The 18,201-nt window shown below is 71.1% G+C and carries 12 protein-coding genes; 8 read left to right on the top strand and 4 right to left on the bottom strand.

Going from position 1 to position 18,201, the window contains the following annotated elements:
* Window positions 1-195 precede the first annotated feature (195 nt).
* A complete protein-coding gene (locus tag ACWCPW_RS15345) occupies window positions 196-1,068 on the bottom strand; it encodes an aldo/keto reductase (RefSeq protein ID WP_449762022.1) in 873 nt (290 codons plus the stop codon).
* Window positions 1,069-1,322: 254 nt separating this feature from the next.
* On the opposite strand from ACWCPW_RS15345, the gene ACWCPW_RS15340 reads away from it, so the two are divergent.
* Window positions 1,323-2,594: an ATP-binding protein gene (locus ACWCPW_RS15340; RefSeq protein WP_449762021.1), complete on the top strand. Its 1,272-nt coding sequence runs from the start codon at window positions 1,323-1,325 to the stop codon at window positions 2,592-2,594.
* Window positions 2,595-2,838: 244 nt separating this feature from the next.
* Here the strand turns inward: ACWCPW_RS15340 and ACWCPW_RS15335 are convergent, their stop codons facing one another.
* The gene (locus ACWCPW_RS15335) at window positions 2,839-3,693 is read right to left on the bottom strand and encodes an endo alpha-1,4 polygalactosaminidase (RefSeq protein WP_449762198.1); all 855 of its coding nucleotides are present in this window, start codon (window positions 3,691-3,693) and stop codon (window positions 2,839-2,841) included.
* 366 nt (window positions 3,694-4,059) lie between these two features.
* The gene (locus tag ACWCPW_RS15330; RefSeq protein ID WP_449762020.1) at window positions 4,060-4,677 is read right to left on the bottom strand and encodes a TlpA family protein disulfide reductase; all 618 of its coding nucleotides are present in this window, start codon (window positions 4,675-4,677) and stop codon (window positions 4,060-4,062) included.
* 423 nt (window positions 4,678-5,100) lie between these two features.
* Here ACWCPW_RS15330 and ACWCPW_RS15325 point away from each other — a divergent pair, with 423 nt between their 5' ends.
* The 6 genes from ACWCPW_RS15325 to ACWCPW_RS15300 all read left to right on the top strand — a co-directional run bounded on the left by ACWCPW_RS15325 (window position 5,101) and on the right by ACWCPW_RS15300 (window position 12,530).
* Entirely contained in the window at window positions 5,101-5,661 is a 561-nt protein-coding gene (locus ACWCPW_RS15325; RefSeq protein WP_449762019.1) for an ATP-binding cassette domain-containing protein, read from the top strand.
* Window positions 5,658-6,092, top strand: coding sequence for a S26 family signal peptidase (locus ACWCPW_RS15320; protein ID WP_449762018.1), 435 nt, complete (start codon window positions 5,658-5,660; stop codon window positions 6,090-6,092). Before ACWCPW_RS15325 ends, ACWCPW_RS15320 begins: the two co-directional genes overlap by 4 nt.
* Before the next feature lie 128 nt (window positions 6,093-6,220).
* On the top strand, window positions 6,221-7,387 hold the full coding sequence (gene rhaI / locus ACWCPW_RS15315; RefSeq protein ID WP_449762017.1) for an L-rhamnose isomerase: 1,167 nt from the start codon (window positions 6,221-6,223) through the stop codon (window positions 7,385-7,387).
* A 242-nt stretch (window positions 7,388-7,629) separates the two neighbouring features.
* The gene (locus ACWCPW_RS15310) at window positions 7,630-9,672 is read left to right on the top strand and encodes a bifunctional aldolase/short-chain dehydrogenase (RefSeq protein ID WP_449762016.1); all 2,043 of its coding nucleotides are present in this window, start codon (window positions 7,630-7,632) and stop codon (window positions 9,670-9,672) included.
* 132 nt (window positions 9,673-9,804) lie between these two features.
* On the top strand, window positions 9,805-11,298 hold the full coding sequence (locus ACWCPW_RS15305) for a rhamnulokinase (RefSeq protein ID WP_449762015.1): 1,494 nt from the start codon (window positions 9,805-9,807) through the stop codon (window positions 11,296-11,298).
* A gap of 206 nt (window positions 11,299-11,504) precedes the next feature.
* The gene (locus tag ACWCPW_RS15300; RefSeq protein ID WP_449762014.1) at window positions 11,505-12,530 is read left to right on the top strand and encodes a LacI family DNA-binding transcriptional regulator; all 1,026 of its coding nucleotides are present in this window, start codon (window positions 11,505-11,507) and stop codon (window positions 12,528-12,530) included.
* 49 nt (window positions 12,531-12,579) lie between these two features.
* On the opposite strand, the gene ACWCPW_RS15295 is transcribed toward ACWCPW_RS15300, so the two are convergent.
* Window positions 12,580-15,162: a collagenase gene (locus ACWCPW_RS15295; RefSeq protein ID WP_449762013.1), complete on the bottom strand. Its 2,583-nt coding sequence runs from the start codon at window positions 15,160-15,162 to the stop codon at window positions 12,580-12,582.
* 618 nt (window positions 15,163-15,780) lie between these two features.
* Between ACWCPW_RS15295 and ACWCPW_RS15290 the strand changes: the two genes are divergently transcribed.
* The gene (locus ACWCPW_RS15290) at window positions 15,781-18,102 is read left to right on the top strand and encodes a glycosyl hydrolase family 18 protein (RefSeq protein WP_449762012.1); all 2,322 of its coding nucleotides are present in this window, start codon (window positions 15,781-15,783) and stop codon (window positions 18,100-18,102) included.
* The last annotated feature ends 99 nt before the right edge of the window (window positions 18,103-18,201 follow it).

The raw sequence follows: 18,201 nt of genomic DNA, 5'->3' as shown, positions 1-18,201 counted from the left end.
GGCATCCCGGCCGCCGTCCATGGCCGGGATGCCCACGAGGGCACGAGGACGCCTGCCCGGCCCCGGAACCTCGGGGCCGGGCAGGCGTTCTCGTACCCTCGGCCGCCCCGCTCGTGGCCGGCTCGGGTGGGGCGTCCCGTCCCGTCCGGCGGGACGGGACGCGGCGCCGGCCGGGCCGGGCCCGACCGATGGTTTTCAGACCGCGGCCGACAGCGCCTCGAACTGCTCGTCGGACAGCTCGATCCGGGCCGCCTCGGTGTTCTCCTCCAGGTGCGCGACGCTGGAGGTGCCCGGGATCGGCAGCATCACCGGGGAGCGGTGCATCAACCACGCCAGCGCCAGCTGCGAGGGCGCCGCGCCGTGTTCCTTGGCGGCCTGGTCCAACGGTCCGCCCGGGCGCGCGAGTTCGCCGGTGGCCATCGGGAACCACGGGATGAAGGCGATGTTCTCTCGCGCCGCGTAGTCGAGCACGGCCTCGGCCTTGCGGTTTGCCAGGTTGTACAGGTTCTGCACGGAGACGATCTCGACGATCTCCCGGGCCTCGCGCAGTTGCTCGACGGTGACCTCGGACAGGCCGATGTGTCGGATCTTGCCCTCCTCACGCAGCCGGCCGAGCTCGCCGAGCTGGTCCGCGAGCGGGACCCGCGGGTCGATCCGGTGCAGTTGGTAGAGGTCGATCCGGTCCAGGCCGAGGTGGCGCAGGCTCAGTTCGGTCTGCTGGCGCAGGTACTCGGGCCGGCCGAGCGCGTGCCACTCGCCCGGCCCGGTGCGGGCGAAGCCGCCCTTGGTGGCGATCACCACGTCATCGGCGTACGGGTGCAGGGCCTCGCGGATGAGTTGCTCGCTGACGAACGGGCCGTACGAGTCGGCGGTGTCGATCAGGTTCACCCCGAGTTCGACGGCGCGGCGCAGTACCCGGATCGCCTCCCGGCGGTCCTTGGGCTCGCCCCAGACACCGGTCCCGGTGAGCTGCATCGCGCCGAACCCGAGTCGGCGCACCGGCAGGTCGCCGCCGATCGGGAAGACACCGGACGCGTGGGCGGGGCCGGACGCGGACGAGACGGTCATGTGTGCTCCGTAGGGGTCGGGCGGCCCGGGCGGGCCGGACAATGCGGTCGAGGTCGTGGCCATTGTGCCCCGGTGGGACGAGTGTGGTCGCAGGGTGTCACCGACTCGCATGCCGCAGCCACAGGGCGGGATGTCCATCCCCGCGGTGACCAAGTTCGCGTGTCTATTTGTACACAACGACGCGTTCGCGGCGCCGCTACCCTCCCTACTGTTTGCCACTCGTCGAGGCACTCGATCCACGGACGGAGCTGTTCATGGTCTGGCTCATACAGGACTACCGCGAGGAGGACCTCGCAGCGGTGGTGCACCTCATCGACACCACGACCGGCCTCGGGCAGGAGTCGGTCTTCTCGCTGTCGGAGTGCATCAACGCGCTGACCTCGCGGCAGCCCGCGATGGTGGCGCGTCGGGACGGCGCGGTGGTCGGGGCGGCGCTGGCCACGGTCTCCGAGGGGCGGGCCTGGGTGATGCGGATCGCCATCTCGCCCGCCGCGCGCGGCCTGGGCCTGACCAGCACGCTGCTGCTCGCGCTGGAGCGCCGGCTGGTCGAGGAGCGGGTGCGGCGGATCGCCTACGTGCTGCCGGAGGAGGACTCGCGGGAGCAGGGCCTGCGCAACGCGGGCTACGAACGGCGCCCGGCGGTCGCCTACTTCGAGAAGGTGGAGCCGGTCGACGACCACGCGGCGGAGACCCTGGATCGGCTCGGCGGACGGATGTTGCCGGGCGACCTGTGGTCGAAGGTGGCCGGCATGGAGGTGGAGAAGAACCTGATCGAGCGGCGGGTGGTGCTGCCGTTGGCCGATCCCGAGCGCGCGCTTCGGCACGGAGTGGAACCGCCCAGCGCGATCGCGTTGTTCGGCCCGCCCGGAACCGGCAAGACCACCTTCGCCCGGGCCATCGCCTCGCGCCTGGGCTGGCCGTTCGTGGAGTTGCTGCCCTCGCGGCTGGCCGACGGCGGCAACCTGGCGGCGGCGCTGCGCGAGGCGTTCGGGCGGCTGGCCCGACTCGAGCGCATCGTGGTGTTCATCGACGAGGTCGAGGAGATCGCGCCGGTGCGGCACGCCCGGGCCGGCGCCGTGCACGCGGTGACCAACGAACTGCTCAAGCTGATCCCGGCGTTTCGCGAACACGGCGACCGGCTGCTGGTCTGCGCGACCAACTCGGTGCGCTCGCTGGACCCCGCGTTCCTGCGGCCCGGCCGATTCGACTACATCATCCCGGTGGGCACGCCGGACGCGGACGCGCGCCGGGCGATGTGGACCCGGTACGCGTCGGCCCGTCCGGACGTGGACCTGGACGCGCTGGTGGCGGCGAGCGAGCTGCTCACGCCCGCCGACATCGGCCACGCGGCGCGGATCGCCGCCCAGGCCTCCTTCGAACGCGACCTGTTCGACGAGACCGCCGGCGACGGCCCGGGCGCGCACACCGAGGACTACCTGGACGCCCTCGCCCAGTCCCGCCCCACGGTGACCGCGAGCATGGTCGAGCTCTTCGAGGAGGACATCACCACCCACGCCCGGGTGTGACGGCGTCGCCGCGCCGGCCGGGACCGCCCGGGCCGGCGCGGCGCCCACGGCGTGCGCCGGATCGGCAACTCGACCACAGGTCGGCCGAGTTGCCGATGGCGGTGTCCTGACGGTCCGGATCGGCAGCTCGCTTACCCATGGGTTGGGCTGCCGGGTGCGGTGTCCTGACGGTCCGGATCGGCAGCTCGCTTACCCATGGGTTGGGCTGCCGGGTGCGGTGTCCTGACGGTCCGGATCGGCAACGTCAGCAACTCGCGTATACGTGCGCCGAGTTGCCGGGCGCGGTGACCTGACGGTCGCGGAGTACGACGGAGACCTTGCCGCCCCAGCCACGGCACGCGGTGTCGAAGTCGGCCCGGGTGTACTCGACGACGAAGACCCGATCGGCGTAGGCCGCGGCGTAGGCCCCGCACTCGTCGTAGTGGCCGCACTCCTCGGCGACCGCGAAGTCGAAGCCGATCTCGGTGCGGCGGCCGGCCAGTTCGACGGTGTTCTTCTGCCCGATGGCCAGGCCCGCGGCATGGGCGCGCCCGGTCAGCAGCCGGGCGAACGCGGCGTCGTGTTCGATGGTCAACAGGCCGCCCGAGCGGCTGTAGGAGTCCAGGTTGTCGGGTTCGACGGCCTGGAAGCCGCGTCGGGCGCAGTCGTCGATCCAGGGCCCGACCACCTCGATCAGCGCGGCGCGCTTGGCCTGGGTGGACACGTCGAGCAGGGCCTCGCCCCAGTCCTCGTCCAGCACCACCTTGCCGGCCTTGCGCAGGAGCAGGTCCGGGTGCTCCTTCTCCCACCACGCCCGCGCGTCCGGCTGGGTCTGGAAGGCGTTGACGTAGCAGATGTTGTACCGCCCGGGTTCGGGCCGCGCGCCCCGATCGCGGATCACCACGCGCACGTTCGCCGGCGGCGGGTAGGGGCCGCCGATCTGGTAGTCGAACGGGGCGTCGGCGGCGGGCGGCACGACCTGCTTGGCCGAGGTGCCGGGTGCGGCCTGCCCGGGCGGCGCGGGGGTGTTCGTGGCCGGGGCGGCCCCCGGTGCCGTCGGATTCGCCGGCGCCGTCGGGCTCGCCGACGTGGTCGGGACTTCCGGAGCGGGCGCACTCACCGGCGCGGTCGGGCTCGCCGGCTGCGAGGCCGCCGACGGCGAACCGTCCGCCGCCCGGGGCGGATTCGCGTCCGCGTCCGACCCTCCTTCGGACCCGCAACCCGCCACGGCGGCCAGCGCCAGGGTCAACGCGACCGCCGCACCGGCGACTCCGCGGTGCCCGCGGTGTCCGCGGTGTCTGCGGGCAATGAACGAACCTGACACGTGCACTCCTTGCGTGACGGGGCGAAACCGCGCTCGCCCGGCGCGGCGAATTCCCGCCGGTGGATATCTGATCCCGGTAATAAATCGAGGTTCGCGCGGGAACGCCTCCGCGTTCCACGACTATAGCCCGATTGCCGGGAGCAAATTACCCGCCGAGAATGATCACGCCCGGGAATCACGCATCCGGATAAACGACCCTGTCGGAATCCACCCGCGCCCGGCCGAATCCGTCATATCAGGCCGCGGTGCGCACCGGTGCGGAAAGGGCTTTCGGGTCGAAACCGCTCGCGTGACCCTGCCATTCGCATCCGGCAAACCGAACACCGGATATCCGGCGACCGCGAACCCCCGGCCCAACGGACCGTCGGCCGGCTCCACCACGACCCGCGCGACCGCGGTCGGCGCGGCGACCTGCTCGCACGTGTCCGCCTCGTCGCCGTGCACCACCGCGAGCACCCGCCGACCCTCGCCGGCCGCCTTGCGCGCGGCCTTCACGAACAGCGGCAACCGCTCCGCGCAGGCCGGACACCCCGGTGCGAAGAAGCCGAACAGCACGGCCCCCAAACCGTCCCGGGACACCGTCTCACCTGCGATGGTGACCGCGGTGAAGGCGGGCACCGTCGCACCCACCGGCAGCACCGGGTCCGCGACGTCCGCGTCGTGTCCGCCGTGCCCGGGCCCGCCTCGCGCGCGCAGCCTGCGCACGACGTCGAAGGTGAGCAGCAGGTTCGCCAGACACAACACGGTGACCAGGACCACGGCGGCGATCAACGACGGCATGGCGACTCTCCCGAGGCGGCGAAGGATGTCGGCCGACCTCCGGGCCCGCCACGCACGGGCGAACGGGACCGGCGTACAGGATCCGTGAACGGGACCGCGAACACGACCGGCGAAATGTATCCCCGGGCCCGCCCATGGCAAGAGTGCTCACCCGGAACCGGTCCGAAACAAAGAAGATACTCGTCAATTCGGGCCGCTCGCATTCTCTTGCCACTCGGCGTCGTACGGGTTTAGCGTCGCCTCCGGCAGAAGCACACCCCGCTTCCGTCGAATCGACCCTGCAATGGAGGTCCACGATGAACCGTGTGATCGGCACGACGGGCGACGAACTGTTGGGACTCGTCCTCCGCGAGAAACGAACCGGGGCGTGCGTCCCGGAACACGGCCGGTTCTGCGCCTGCCGTAGCCACTACCGCTAACTACATGACCTACGACCTCTCGGCGGCGGAGAACATCGGTATCGGCGACCTGGCCCACCGCGAGGACCTGGTCCGGACCCGGGCCGGCGCGGTGTCGGCGGGCATCGACGCGGACCTGTCCGCGCTGCCGGACGGCTACCGCACCCAGTTGAGCCGGGTGCACCTGGACGAGGACGACGACAAGGCCGGTGTCACGCTGTCCGGCGGCCAGTGGCAGCGGGTCGCGCCGGCCCGCTCGCTGATGCGCGCCGACGCGGACCTGCTGATCCTGGACGAGCCCGGTTCGGGCCTGGACCCCGAGGCCGAACACGACGTGCACCGCACACTGCACCGGCATCGGGCCGGCCGGACGAGCCTGCTGGCGTCGCACCGGCTCGGCGCGCTGCGCGACGCGGACACCATCGCCGTGCTCGCCGACGGCCGGATCGCCGAACTGGGCCGCCACGACCAGTTGATGGCGTTGGCCGATGGGCACTATGCCCGGCTGTTCGGGCTCCAGGCGGCCGGATACCGGGACTCGGATCGGCTGGACGACTCGACCAGGATCGCGGAGGACGCGCAGTGAACCCGAGTACACGCGGTGCCCTGGTGGTCGCCGCGATCGTGGCGACCGCGGCGCCGGCCGTCTGGGCGGTGCGCTCGCGAGTCGCCCTGGTGCGGGTGACCGGGATGAGCATGGCGCCCGCGTTCGTGCACGGCGAGCGGCTTCTCGTGCGCCGGACCACCACGGTGCGGCGCGGCGACGCGATCGTCTTCCGCAACCCGGTCCGGTTCGGCGCGGAGGACGAACTGCGCTGGCTGGTCAAGCGGGTGGCGGCGGTGCCGGGCGACCCGGTGCCGCGCGAGGTGCGCCCGGCGGTGCAGGCGGTGCGCGGGGCGAGGGTGCCGGCGAGATCGCTGGTGGTGCGCGGGGACGCGGCGCGGACCCAGGACTCGCGGCACTTCGGGTACGTGCCGACCTCGACCGTGCTGGGCGTGGTGGTCGGCGGACGCTGAGACCCGGCGTGCCGCGCCCGGCCGGCGCTGCCGGGGCGCCCCTGTCTTGACGGGTTCGACCGTGGGGTCGTACGTTCCCTTGCGTCGAATTGAAACGTTTCATTTCTGTGCGTCAGGAGAGTGCCGCCATGCCGGACCACGCGATGGTGCGGGCCGCCCTGCGCGCCCAGCGGATCGAGACCCCTTCGTGGGCCTACGGAAATTCCGGCACCCGGTTCAAGGTGTTCGCCCAGGAGGGCGTGCCGCGCGATCCGTTCGAGAAGATCGCGGACGCGGCCCAGGTGCACGCCTTCACCGGAGTGGCACCGATCGTGTCGTTGCACATCCCGTGGGACCGGGTCGAGGACTACGCGGAACTGGCCCGACACGCGCGCGACCACGGCGTACGGATCGGCGCGATCAACGCGAACGTCTTCCAGGACGACGACTACATGCTCGGCAGCGTGACCAACCCCGACGCGCGGGTGCGTCGCAAGGCGATCGACCACCTGCTCGCGTGCGTGGACGTGCTGGACGCGACCGGATCGCGCGATGTGAAGTTGTGGTTCTCGGACGGCACGAACTACCCGGGGCAGGGCGACATCGCCACCCGGCAGGGACACCTGGGCGAGGCGCTGGCCGAGGTGTACGCGCGACTCGGCGCGGACCAGCGGATCCTGTTGGAGTACAAGCTCTTCGAGCCCGCGTTCTACATGACCGACGTGCCGGACTGGGGTACGGCCTACGCGCACTGTCTCAAGCTCGGCCCCAAGGCCGTGGTGTGCGTGGACACCGGACACCACGCGCCGGGCACCAACATCGAGTTCATCGTGGCGTTCCTGCTGCGCGAGGGCCGGCTCGGCGCGTTCGACTTCAACTCCCGCTTCTACGCGGACGACGACCTGATGGTGGGCGCGGCAGACCCGTTCCAACTGTTCCGGATCATGCACGAGGTGGTGCGCGGCGGCGGGCTCGACCCGGCCGCCGGGGTCAAGTTCATGCTCGACCAGTGCCACAACATCGAGCCGAGGATCCCCGGCCAGATCCGCTCGGTGACCAACGTCCAAGAGGCCACCGCCAAGGCGCTCCTGGTGGATGCCGCGGCACTGGCCGACGCGCAGCGGGCAGGCGACGTACTCGCTGCGAACGCCGTGCTGATGGACGCCTACAACACCGATGTCCGGCCGCTGCTACAGGAGTTGCGCGAGGAGCAGGGGCTCGCGCCGGATCCGGTCGCGGCGTATCACGCGTCGGGTCACGGCGATCGCATCCGGGCCGAGCGGGTCGGGGGCACACCGGCCGGCTGGGGCGCCTGAGCCCGGGGTCCGCTTCGCCCGCCTCCGGCCCCGCGCAGGCCGCATGTTCGCACCGCGCGGCGCCAGACCGCATGTTCACACCGCGCGGCGCCGCATCGCATGGTCACACCGCGCGGCGCCGTACCGCCTGTACGCACCGCGCCGCCGCGAACCGCGCGTTGCCGCAGCGCGGTTCCGCACCGCGCCGTACCGCAGTTCCGTACTTCCGCACCGCGCCGTACCGATGTACAAGGAGCCCGCCGATGTCCGCCACCCCGTCCGAGGTCGATCGTCTGCTCAGTCGTTCCCGTGCGCTGGGCGCGGATCCGCGCAATACCAATTACGCCGGAGGCAACACCTCCGCCAAGGCCGACGGGATCGACCCGGTCACCGGCGCGGCGGTACCACTGATGTGGGTCAAGGGATCCGGCGGGGACCTGGGCACGCTGACCGAGGACGGGCTGGCCGTGTTGCGGCTCGACCGGCTGCGCGCGTTGGTGGGGGTGTACCCGGGCGACGAGCGCGAGGACGAGATGGTCGCCGCGTTCGACTTCTGCGCGCACGGCAAGGGCGGCGCCGCGCCGTCCATCGACACCGCGATGCACGGTCTGCTCGACGCCGCGCACGTGGACCACCTGCATCCCGACTCGGGCATCGCCCTGGCCACCTCGGCGGACGGCGAGAAGCTCACCGCCGAGTGTTTCGGCGACACCGTGGCGTGGGTGCCGTGGCGCCGACCCGGATTCCGCCTCGGCCTGGACATCGCGGCCATCCGGGCGGCCAACCCACACGCGATCGGCTGCGTGCTGGGCGGGCACGGGATCACGGCCTGGGGCGACACCAGCGCCGAGTGCGAGCGCAACTCGCTGCACATCATCCGGGGCGCGGAGAAGTTCATCGCGTCGCGGCTCGACCCGGCCCGGCACGCGTTCGGCGAGCTGCTGGCCGAACCGCTGCCCGAGGCGCAACGGCGGGCCAGGGCCGCCGCGTTGGCGCCCGTTCTGCGCGGACTCGCCGGCACCGACCAGCGTCGGGTCGGGCATTTCACGGACAGCGCACCGGTGTTGGAGTTCCTGTCCCGGGCCGAGCACCCCAGGCTCGCCGCGCTGGGCACCTCGTGCCCGGACCACTTCCTGCGCACCAAGGTCCGGCCGATGGTGGTCGACCTGCCGGCCGGCGCGCCGATCGAGGACGTGCTCGCCCGACTGCCCGAACTGCACGCGAACTACCGTGCCGAGTACGCCGCCTACTACGCGCGGCACGCCGAACCCGACTCGCCGGCCATGCGCGGCGCCGATCCGGCGATCGTGCTCGTGCCCGGGGTGGGCATGTTCTCCTTCGGCCCGGACAAGCAGACCGCCCGGGTGGCGGGCGAGTTCTACGTCAACGCGATCAACGTGATGCGCGGTGCGGAGACGATCTCGACCTACGCGCCGATCGACGAGCGGGAGAAGTTCCGGATCGAGTACTGGGCCCTGGAGGAGGCCAAGTTGGCCCGCCGGCCCGCGCCGCGGGCGCTCGCCGGTCGGGTGGCCCTGGTCACCGGCGCGGGTTCGGGGATCGGCAAGGCGATCGCCGAACGGCTGGTCGCCGAAGGGGCGTGCGTGGTGGTCGCGGACGTGAACGCGGCGACCGCGGGTGAGGTCGCCGAGGCCCTCGGCGGCCCGGACCGGGCCGTGCCGGTCACCGTCGACGTGACCTCCGAGGAGGGCATCCTGGCCGCGTTCGCCGCGGCGGCTCTGGCCTTCGGCGGCGTGGACCTGGTGGTGAACAACGCGGGCCTGTCCATCTCCAAACCGCTCCTGGAGACCACGGCCCGCGACTGGGACCTGCAACACGACGTGATGGCGCGCGGCTCGTTCCTGGTCTCGCGCGAGGCGGCCCGCACCATGATCGCGCAGGGCACGGGCGGCGACATCGTCTACATCGCCTCCAAGAACGGGGTGTTCGCCGGCCCCAACAACATCGCCTACGGCGCGACCAAGGCCGACCAGGCGCACCAGGTGCGGCTGTTGGCGGCCGAGTTGGGTCCGCACGGGATTCGGGTCAACGGCGTCAACCCCGACGGTGTGGTGCGCGGGTCTGGCATCTTCGCCGCCGGGTGGGGCGCGCAGCGCGCCGCGGTGTACGGGGTCGAGGAGGACAAGTTGGGCGAGTACTACGCGCGGCGGACGCTGCTGGGGCGCGAGGTGCTTCCGTCGCACGTGGCCAACGCGGTCTTCGCGCTGACGGGCGGGGAGTTGTCGCACACGACGGGCCTGCACATCCCCGTGGACGCGGGCGTCGCGGCGGCGTTCCTTCGCTGAGTCCGTCGAGTCAGTCGACTCAGTCGGCCCGTCGACCTCATCCGGTTCATCGAGTTCATCCGATTCGTCGCGTACTTCGCGTACTTCGCGTACGTCGAGTCCGTATCGGCAAGGCAAGAGGAGGTGTTGGGCATGCGTACGCCGCGGACCTTTGTGGCCGTCGATCTCGGGGCGTCCAGTGGGCGAGTGCTGGCCGGACGGGTGGGGCCGGAGTCGCTGACGGTGAGCGAGGCGCATCGGTTCGTCAACCGGCCGGTGCGCGTCGCCGGCACGCTGCACTGGGACGCCCTGGCGTTGTACGGCGGCGTCCTGGACGGGCTACGGGCCGCCGGACGCACCGCCGGGACGCCGGTGAGCGTGGGAATCGACGCGTGGGCCGTCGACTTCGGGCTGCTCGACGCGAGCGGAGCGCTGCTCGGCAATCCGGTGCACTATCGCGACGGGCGCACCGAGGGGGTGCCCGAGCGGGTGTACGCACGCGTGCCGGCGGCCGAGCTGTACGCGATCACCGGGATTCAGCACGCGGGCTTCAACACCGTCCACCAACTCGTCGCGGCCGCCGACACACCGCAATTCGCGACAGCCCGGCAGGCGTTGCTGATTCCGGACCTGATCTCGCACTGGCTGACCGGGGTGGCCGGCACCGAGGTGACCAACGCCTCCACCACCCAGCTCCTGGACCCGGTCTCCGGGCGCTGGTCGACCGCGATCATGTCGGCGCTCGGGCTCGATCCGGACCTGTTCCCACCGCTGCGGTTGCCCGGCGAGGCCGCGGGTGTGCTCGGCGCCGAGGTGCTGGCCGAGACCGGACTGCGCGGGCCGGTCCGGGTCACCGCCGTGGGATCGCACGACACCGCGTCGGCGGTGGTCGGCGTGCCCGCGCGCGGCGAACGCTTCGCGTACATCTCCAGCGGGACCTGGTCCCTGGTCGGTGTCGAACTCGACGCGCCGGTGCTCACCGAGGAGAGTCGGCAGGCCAACTTCACCAACGAGCTGGGCGTCGACGGCACCGTGCGCTACCTGCGCAACGTGATGGGACTGTGGCTGCTCCAGGAGTGCATGCGGCACTGGGACCGGCTCGGCCGACCGCACTCGCTGGAGCGCCTGCTCGACGACGCGGCGAAGGTGCCGGCGCTGCGCTTCCTCGTGGACGCCGGTGATCCCGCGTTCCTGGCGCCCGGCGACATGCCGGACCGGATCGCGGCGGCCTGTCGCCGGGCCGGCGGGCCGTTGCCCGGCACGCCCGGCGAGATGGTGCGCTGCATCGTGGACAGCCTGGCGCTCGCCTACCGCACGGCCGTCCTGGACGCGCAGCGCCTGTCCGGACACGCCGTCGACGTCGTGCACGTGGTCGGCGGCGGGGCACTGAACACGCTGTTGTGCCAGACGACCGCCGACGCGTGCGCACTGCCGGTGGTGGCCGGGCCGACCGAGGCCGCGGCGCTGGGCAATCTGCTGGTGCAGGCACGGGCCGCCGGGAGCGTGACCGGTTCCCTGGCGGACCTGCGCCGGCTGCTGCGGACGACCCAGCCGCTGCGCCGGTACGAGCCGCGCGGTGGGGTCGGCGAGGGAGACTGGGCGAGGGCGGCGGATCGACTGCCGGTACGACCGGCCTCGGTCGGCTGAGGGCGGCAGGCGGCAGGCAGCAGGCGGGGCGGGGCGCGGGGTCCCGGCGGTACGCCCTCGGGGCGCGAATCGTGCGGACGTGCCCCGGGTGCCGCCCGGTTCGCACCCGCGGTCGGCGCCGAGCCGAGGTGCTCGGCGACAACCGTTAGGCTGCCCTGGTGGCGCCCGCCGGAGCGTACCGGCCTGGAGGAGCGGATCGATCCCGGATGACGACGTCGAGCATCAAAGAGGTGGCCCACCGGGCCGGCGTGTCGGTGGGCACCGTGTCCAACGTGCTCAATCACCCCGAGCGGGTGGCCGAGTCGACCAGGACCCGGGTGTTGGAAGCGGTGGCGCTGCTCGGGTTCGTCCGCAACGACTCGGCCCGTTCGCTGCGTTCGGGCGTCGCGAACACCGTCGGCCTGATCGTTCTGGACGTGGCGAACCCGTTCTTCACGGATGTCGCGCGCGGTGTGGAGGACGCCTGCAACGAGACCGGCTCGGTGGTCATCCTGTGCAACTCGGACGACTCCGGGGCCAAGCAGGAGCGGTATCTGCGGGTGCTCCAGGAACAGCGGGTCCGCGGCGTGCTGGTCACTCCCGCGCGGGACGCCGAGCTGCCGGTGGCGGAGTTGCGGGCGCGGGGCCTGGCCGTGGTGCTCCTCGATCGTGCCGACGACCGGGCCGACCTGTGCTCGGTCGCGGTGGACGACGTGGTCGGCGGCCGGTTGGCCGCGGAGCATCTGGTGGCCGAGGGGCATCGCGAGTTCGCGTTCGTCACCGGTCCGCTGGGCATCCGGCAGTGCGAGGACCGGCGTCGGGGCATGCGGGCCGCGCTGCGGGACGCGGGCCTGCGCCTGGGGACGTCCACGCGGGACGTGGTGGTGCCGGCGATGAACGCGCGCTCGGGCGCGGAGGCCGCCGGGCGGCTGCTCGCGGCGGGCCGGTTGCCGTCGGCGGTGTTCTGCGCCAACGACCTGCTCGCGATGGGGTTGATGCGCGAACTGCTGCGCGCGGGGGTGCGGATTCCGCGCGACGTCGCGGTGGTGGGTTACGACGACATCGAGTTCGCGGCGGCGTCCGCGGTCGCGTTGACCTCGGTGCGCCAGCCCACGTATCGGCTCGGGCGTACCGCCGCCGAACTGCTTTTCGAGGAGAGCGAGCAGCCGCGCTCGCACACCCATCGGCAGGTGGTGTTCCGGCCCGAGTTGGTGGTGCGCGAGTCGACGACGAGCGGCGGCGGGACCCGGTAGGTCTCGCCGCCGCACGGTGTGGCGCTGCGCTGTCGCTCGGTGGTGTCGGTCAGAAGGTCGTGGTGACCGACGCGCCGGTGAAGGTCTGCTTCGCGTGCAGGGTGATGTAGTGGTACCCCTCGTGCGGAGCCGTGATGGTCAGCGTCTCGGCGTTTTGGGCCTGGGTGGACTTGGCGGTGTAGGCGGTGTCGGTGGCCCACACGGTGCTGTTGTAGTAGAGATCGGCGTTGCCGGTGCCGCCGGCGGTGGTGATGTTCAGGCGGGCGGTACCCGCCGGGATGTAGATGTAGAAGTAGAGCCGGTCGTTTCCGTTCGTCGCCGCCGACAGGGCGCTGCGCGTGCAGTTCTTGGCCAGGGCGCGGATGTCGGGGTCGGTGCACTCGGCGGTGCCGCCGCCGGTGACCGTGACGTTGTGGGTGATGGTCGCGGTGGCGCCCCCGTTGTCGGTCACGGTCAGCCGTACGGTGTAGGTGCCGGCGGTGTAGGTCTTGGTCGGGTTGGTCGCGGTCGAGGTGGTGCCGTCGCCGAAGTCCCAGGCGCGGGAGGCGATGGTGCCGTCGGGGTCGGTGGAGGTGTCGGTGAAGGCGACCGAGGTGCCGTTGACGGCGCTGGTGAATTCGGCCACCGGCGGCCGGTTGCCGGGAGTTCCGCCGCCGCACTCGCCGGCCGCGCAGGCGGCCAGCCACGTGTACCAGTCGCTGTCGTAGCGGTTGCCGATGGTGCTGGTCAGGAACGTGCGGGCGCCGGTCCAGTCGCCCGCGCGGTAGTAGCCCAGCAGCCGGGTGACGTCCGCGGGGTGCTTTTGCAGCATGTACCGCACCGCGAGGTAGCCCCAGCGGTAGATGCGGGTCGTGTCGTGGGAGTAGGTGGTGTCGAACACCGTGCTCAGCGCGTAGGTGTGCTTGCCCGCCTCGGTGATCGCCGCGTCGTAGGGCAGGTTGCGGTAGGAGTAGGAGACGTACTCGGCGAACCCCTCGATCCACCAGATGGTCGGGGTGCTGACACCGGCCTCGAAGTCGCCGGCCATGTCGAACCGGCCGTCGAGGTAGTGCGTGTACTCGTGGTTGAGGTTCCAGATCTCGAACGCGGGGCGCGTCCACTCGGCCTCGTAGGCGATGAAGCGCGGCTGGTTGCCGGCCGCGCTCGGGTCACCCTCCAGGTACATGCCGCCGTTGTTGGTGTCGATGCCGAAGATCGCGCCGGCGTAGGTCTGGTAGTCGGTGCTGGAGTCGAAGACCACGACCTCGATCCTGGTGTTGAGATCGCCCGCCACCGGGCCGTTGTCCCCGGCCACGCCGTGGAAGTAGGCGTCCTGGTTGCGCAGGCTGGTGCACGCGGCGGTCAGGTTGGCCGGGGTCATCTCCTGCGCGCGGATGCGGATGCTCGCGCTGCACGTGTAGTCCACGGTCAGCACGGCCGCGGTCAGTCGGGCCTGGAGGTTACAGGTGTCGTAGTAGGCACACTGTGCCTTGTCGTAGTAGTCCGTTCCCGAGGCCAGTGCGACCCACAGCGGCGCGGTCGGCCCGGTGATCGAGGTGGCCGCCAGGTGCGTGCGCACCAGCGGGCGCACCTTGGCCTGGAGGGTCGGATACTGGACGAACCGGACCAGTTCGCGACCCGCGTTGGTGGTCAGGTACGCGCGGTCGGTCCCGAGCAGGTCGCGGTGCGCGGTCGCGAATCTGTCGACCGCGTCGATGACGCTCTGGTCGGCCTGCACCGCGGTGACGAACTCGGGAACCTGGTGGCCCCGGAAGAGCACGGTGAAGACGTTGTTGACCGCGGCCTTCATCCACCAGGACGCGTCGTACGAGCTGTTGTAGCCCGCCAACAGGCGCTTGACCACGGACAGGTAGCGGGCGTTCTCCTCGGCGCTGTCGATCAGGGTGACGGCCTCGGCCAGCGTCTCGCCGTTGGCGTCGGTGACGTCAAAGGAGTGTGCGTTGGCGTAGAAGGCGTCCAGACCGGACCGGATGGCGGTCTGCAACGTGGGGCCGTAGGTGCCGACGGTGGCTTCGTTGTACCAGTGCACGTAGTAGCCGGCCCGCAGGAAGAGCACGATCTGCGGGGCGCCGGTGCTGCCGTTGCCCGGATAGGAGCCGGCGAGGTCGCGCAGGGCGTAGGCGACCGTGGTCATCTGCGCCTCACGGAAGATCGAGGCGGCGTCGGGCCCGGTGACCGTGAACAGCGTGTTGACGCAGTCCGTGGTCGACGCCTTGATCTGCTGGACGAGCGCGGCGCCGGTGCGGCTCGCGAAGTCGGCGACCGTGCAGGCCGCCGCGGCGCGTCGCTCGCCGGCCATGGACGGGCGAGCCGGCAGTACGGCGCTCGACGGGTCGCCGTAGTCGCGCCGGGCGCTGTCCGGCGCGCTCGCGGACAGTGGTGGTTGGTCGGGTACCGCGAGCGGTTTGCCCTGGGTGTGCGGGGTTTGGTCGGCCGATGCGCTGGGTGCGGTGCCGGCCGACGGGCCGGAGGTGGAAGCGGAGGTGGAGGTCGCCTGGGCTGTCGACGTCGTCACAGCCGGATCGGAGGGGGCGGCCGATCCGGGCTGGGTGAACAACCCGAAGCCCATGGCGAGTGAGATGGTGACCACCGCGATGCGGCGAAGTCCTCGTCGTGCCGGTTTGGTTCGCAAAGACCGTCTCCTTGCGGAACAGAGGTCGCGCGCACGCGCGCCTCCGATGAGGGGTGGTGCCACGGCATGAGCGGTTCGACGTCGGCCCCGATCGGGGTCTTCGGGGTCGGCGCGAGCGTGGTCCTGGTTCCTGCCTCACCGCAAAGCCCAACGGTGGCAAGGCAGTTGGAGCCGTAGAGGACCGGAAGGGGAGCGTCCGGGCCGCTGCGTGACATGTACCATGTCACAAATCACATTTTGCGTGAAGGCCTGTGCGGCACCGATTGCGGCCAACGAAACGGCGGTCGTCCGGGCGGCGTTCGCCACGGTGGGGCCGTCGGGATCGACGGGGGTGGTGGTGCCCCCGTGGCGACCGGGACGGCGGGGCGGCAGTCGCTCGCGCGCGCGATCCGATTCGGTCGCGGGCGCGCGCCGAATCGATCAACGCCCCTGAATCCAGCCGGAATTGCCGCGCCGACGAGCCGACTTCGATCGATCCCGGTCCGCGCTGATCCCTACTGGTCTAGACCTTGATTATTGGTCCAGACCTTCACTACGCTCGCTGTACTGTGTGAGCCGGACATCGCGGCTCATTGTGGGGCGCAGGTTCTCCATCGGATCCCAAATCCAGGAGCACCCATGGCCATCGGAACCGTGAGGCGCACCAAACGCACCAAGCCGGGCAAGAGACTCGTCGCGATCCTCGCGGCCCTGCTGCTCCCGCTCGCCGCGATGGTCGGCCTGTCGGCCGCGCCCGCGCAGGCCGCCGCGGGCGCGACCGCCACATTCGCCAAGACCTCCGACTGGGGCAGCGGCTTCCAAGCGGAGTGGACGATCAAGAACACCGGTACCGCCTCGATCACGGCCTGGACCGTCGAGTGGGACTTCCCCACCGGCACCAGCGTGGGTGCGTACTGGGACACGCTCATCACCAGGTCCGGAACGCGGATCACCGCGAAGAACCGGGAGTACAACGGTTCGCTCGCGCCCGGAGCCAGCGCCAAGTTCGGCTTCGTCGGCAGCGGACCGGGAAGTCCGAGCAACTGCAAGGTGAACGGCGGCCCCTGCGACGGCGCGCCGCCGACGGACAACCCGCCGAGCGCCCCCGGGCAACCCACCGCGACCGCGACCACCGTCGACTCGATCTCGCTGAGCTGGGCGGCGGCCACCGACGACAAGGGCATCCAGAACTACGACGTCTACCGAGGCAACACCGTGGTCGGCACGGCCGCCGGCACCGCGTACACCGATACCGGGCTGACCGCCGACACCGCCTACGTGTACAAGATCGTCGCTCGGGACACCATCGGGCAGACCGGGCCCGCCGGGCCCACGGGCACGCTGCGCACCAGGCCCACGGGCGGCCCGGACACCCCACCGACCGCGCCGGGCACGCCGACGGCGAGCGCGGTCACCGACACCTCGCTGACGCTCGACTGGGCGGCGGCGACCGATGATCACGGCATCAAGAACTACGACGTCTACCGGGGCGCGACCAAGATCGCGACGGTGGCCGGCACCACCCACGCGGACACCGGTCTGACCGCGAACACCACGTACACGTACACGGTGGTCGCCCGGGACACCATCGACCAGACCGGCCCGGCCAGTGCGCCGCTGACGGTCAAGACCACCGGTGGGGGCACCCCCGGCAACGACTACGTGCGCGTGGGCTACTTCGTGCAGTGGGGCATCTACGGACGCGCCTACACGATGAAGTCGCTGGACACCTCCGGGGCCGCGGCCAAGCTGACCCACCTCAACTACGCCTTCTCCAACATCGATCCGACCAACCTGACCTGCATGAACGGGGTCACCCGAGCCACCCTTCCGGGACCACAGGATCCCAACCAGGGTGACGGGGCGGGAGATTCGTGGGCCGACTACGAACGTTCGGTCGGTGCGGGAGAGTCCGTCAACGGCACCGCGGACACCTGGAACCAGCCGCTCGCCGGAAGCTACAACCAGCTTCTTCAACTCAAGGCCAAATACCCGAAGTTGAAGTCGCTGATCTCGATCGGCGGCTGGACCTACAGCAAGTACTTCTCGGACGCCGCCAAGACCGACGCGTCGCGGCAGAAGTTCGTGAAGTCCTGCGTGGACATGTACCTCAAGGGCAACCTGCCGGTGACCAACGGACGCGGCGGCACCGGTGTCGCGGCCGGCGTCTTCGACGGGTTCGACATCGACTGGGAGTGGCCCGGTGCCGAGGGTCACGCCGGCAACCACATCTCGACCGCCGACAAGAACAACCTCACCCTGCTGATGGCCGAGTTCCGCAGGCAGATGGAGGCGCTGACCGCGACCACCGGCAAGAAGTACCTGCTCACCGCGTTCACCCCGGCCGACCCCGGCAAGATCGACGCCGGTTGGGACATCACCACGCACGACGGCACGCCCGGTGTGTTCGACTACATGGACTTCGCCAACGTGCAGGGCTACGACTTCCACGGTTCCGGCAGCGACAACAGTTGGGAACCCAACCGCACCGGCGACCAGGGCAACCTGTATGTCGACGCGGGGGACCCGTACCCGACCAAGTTCAGCGTGGAATCCACCGTCCAGTACTACCTGGACCAGGGCGTGGACCCGCGCAAGCTGGTGCTCGGGCTCGCCTTCTACGGCCGTGGCTGGCAACAGGTCACGGACGGCGGGGCGCACGGCGAATGGCAGGCCGCCAACGGCGCCGCACCGGGCCAGTTCCCGGAGGAGGCCGGCACCAGGGGCTACGCCAACCTGATCGCGTCGGTACCGAACCTGACCGTCTACCACGACGAACAGTCGGTCTCGACCTACGGCTACACCGGCAACAACGGCCAGTGGTGGACCTTCGACGACACGTGGTCCATCGGTAAGAAGACGGCCTGGCTCCGTACCAAGAACCTCCTGGGCGCGATGGTCTGGGAGATGAGCGGAGATACCGGAGTGTTGATGACCGCGGTCGACAACGGGCTCAAGTAGCCCACCTGATCGGAAGGTCGGGATGCCGGTGAGTGGCCGCTCCCGACCTTCCTCGCGTCCGGCCCGCCCGGCGGACCCCGACCCGCCCACCGCGTCCGG

It is taken from the genome of Embleya sp. NPDC001921 (assembly GCF_053594475.1).
This window is presented reverse-complemented; position numbering and strand designations above follow the sequence as displayed.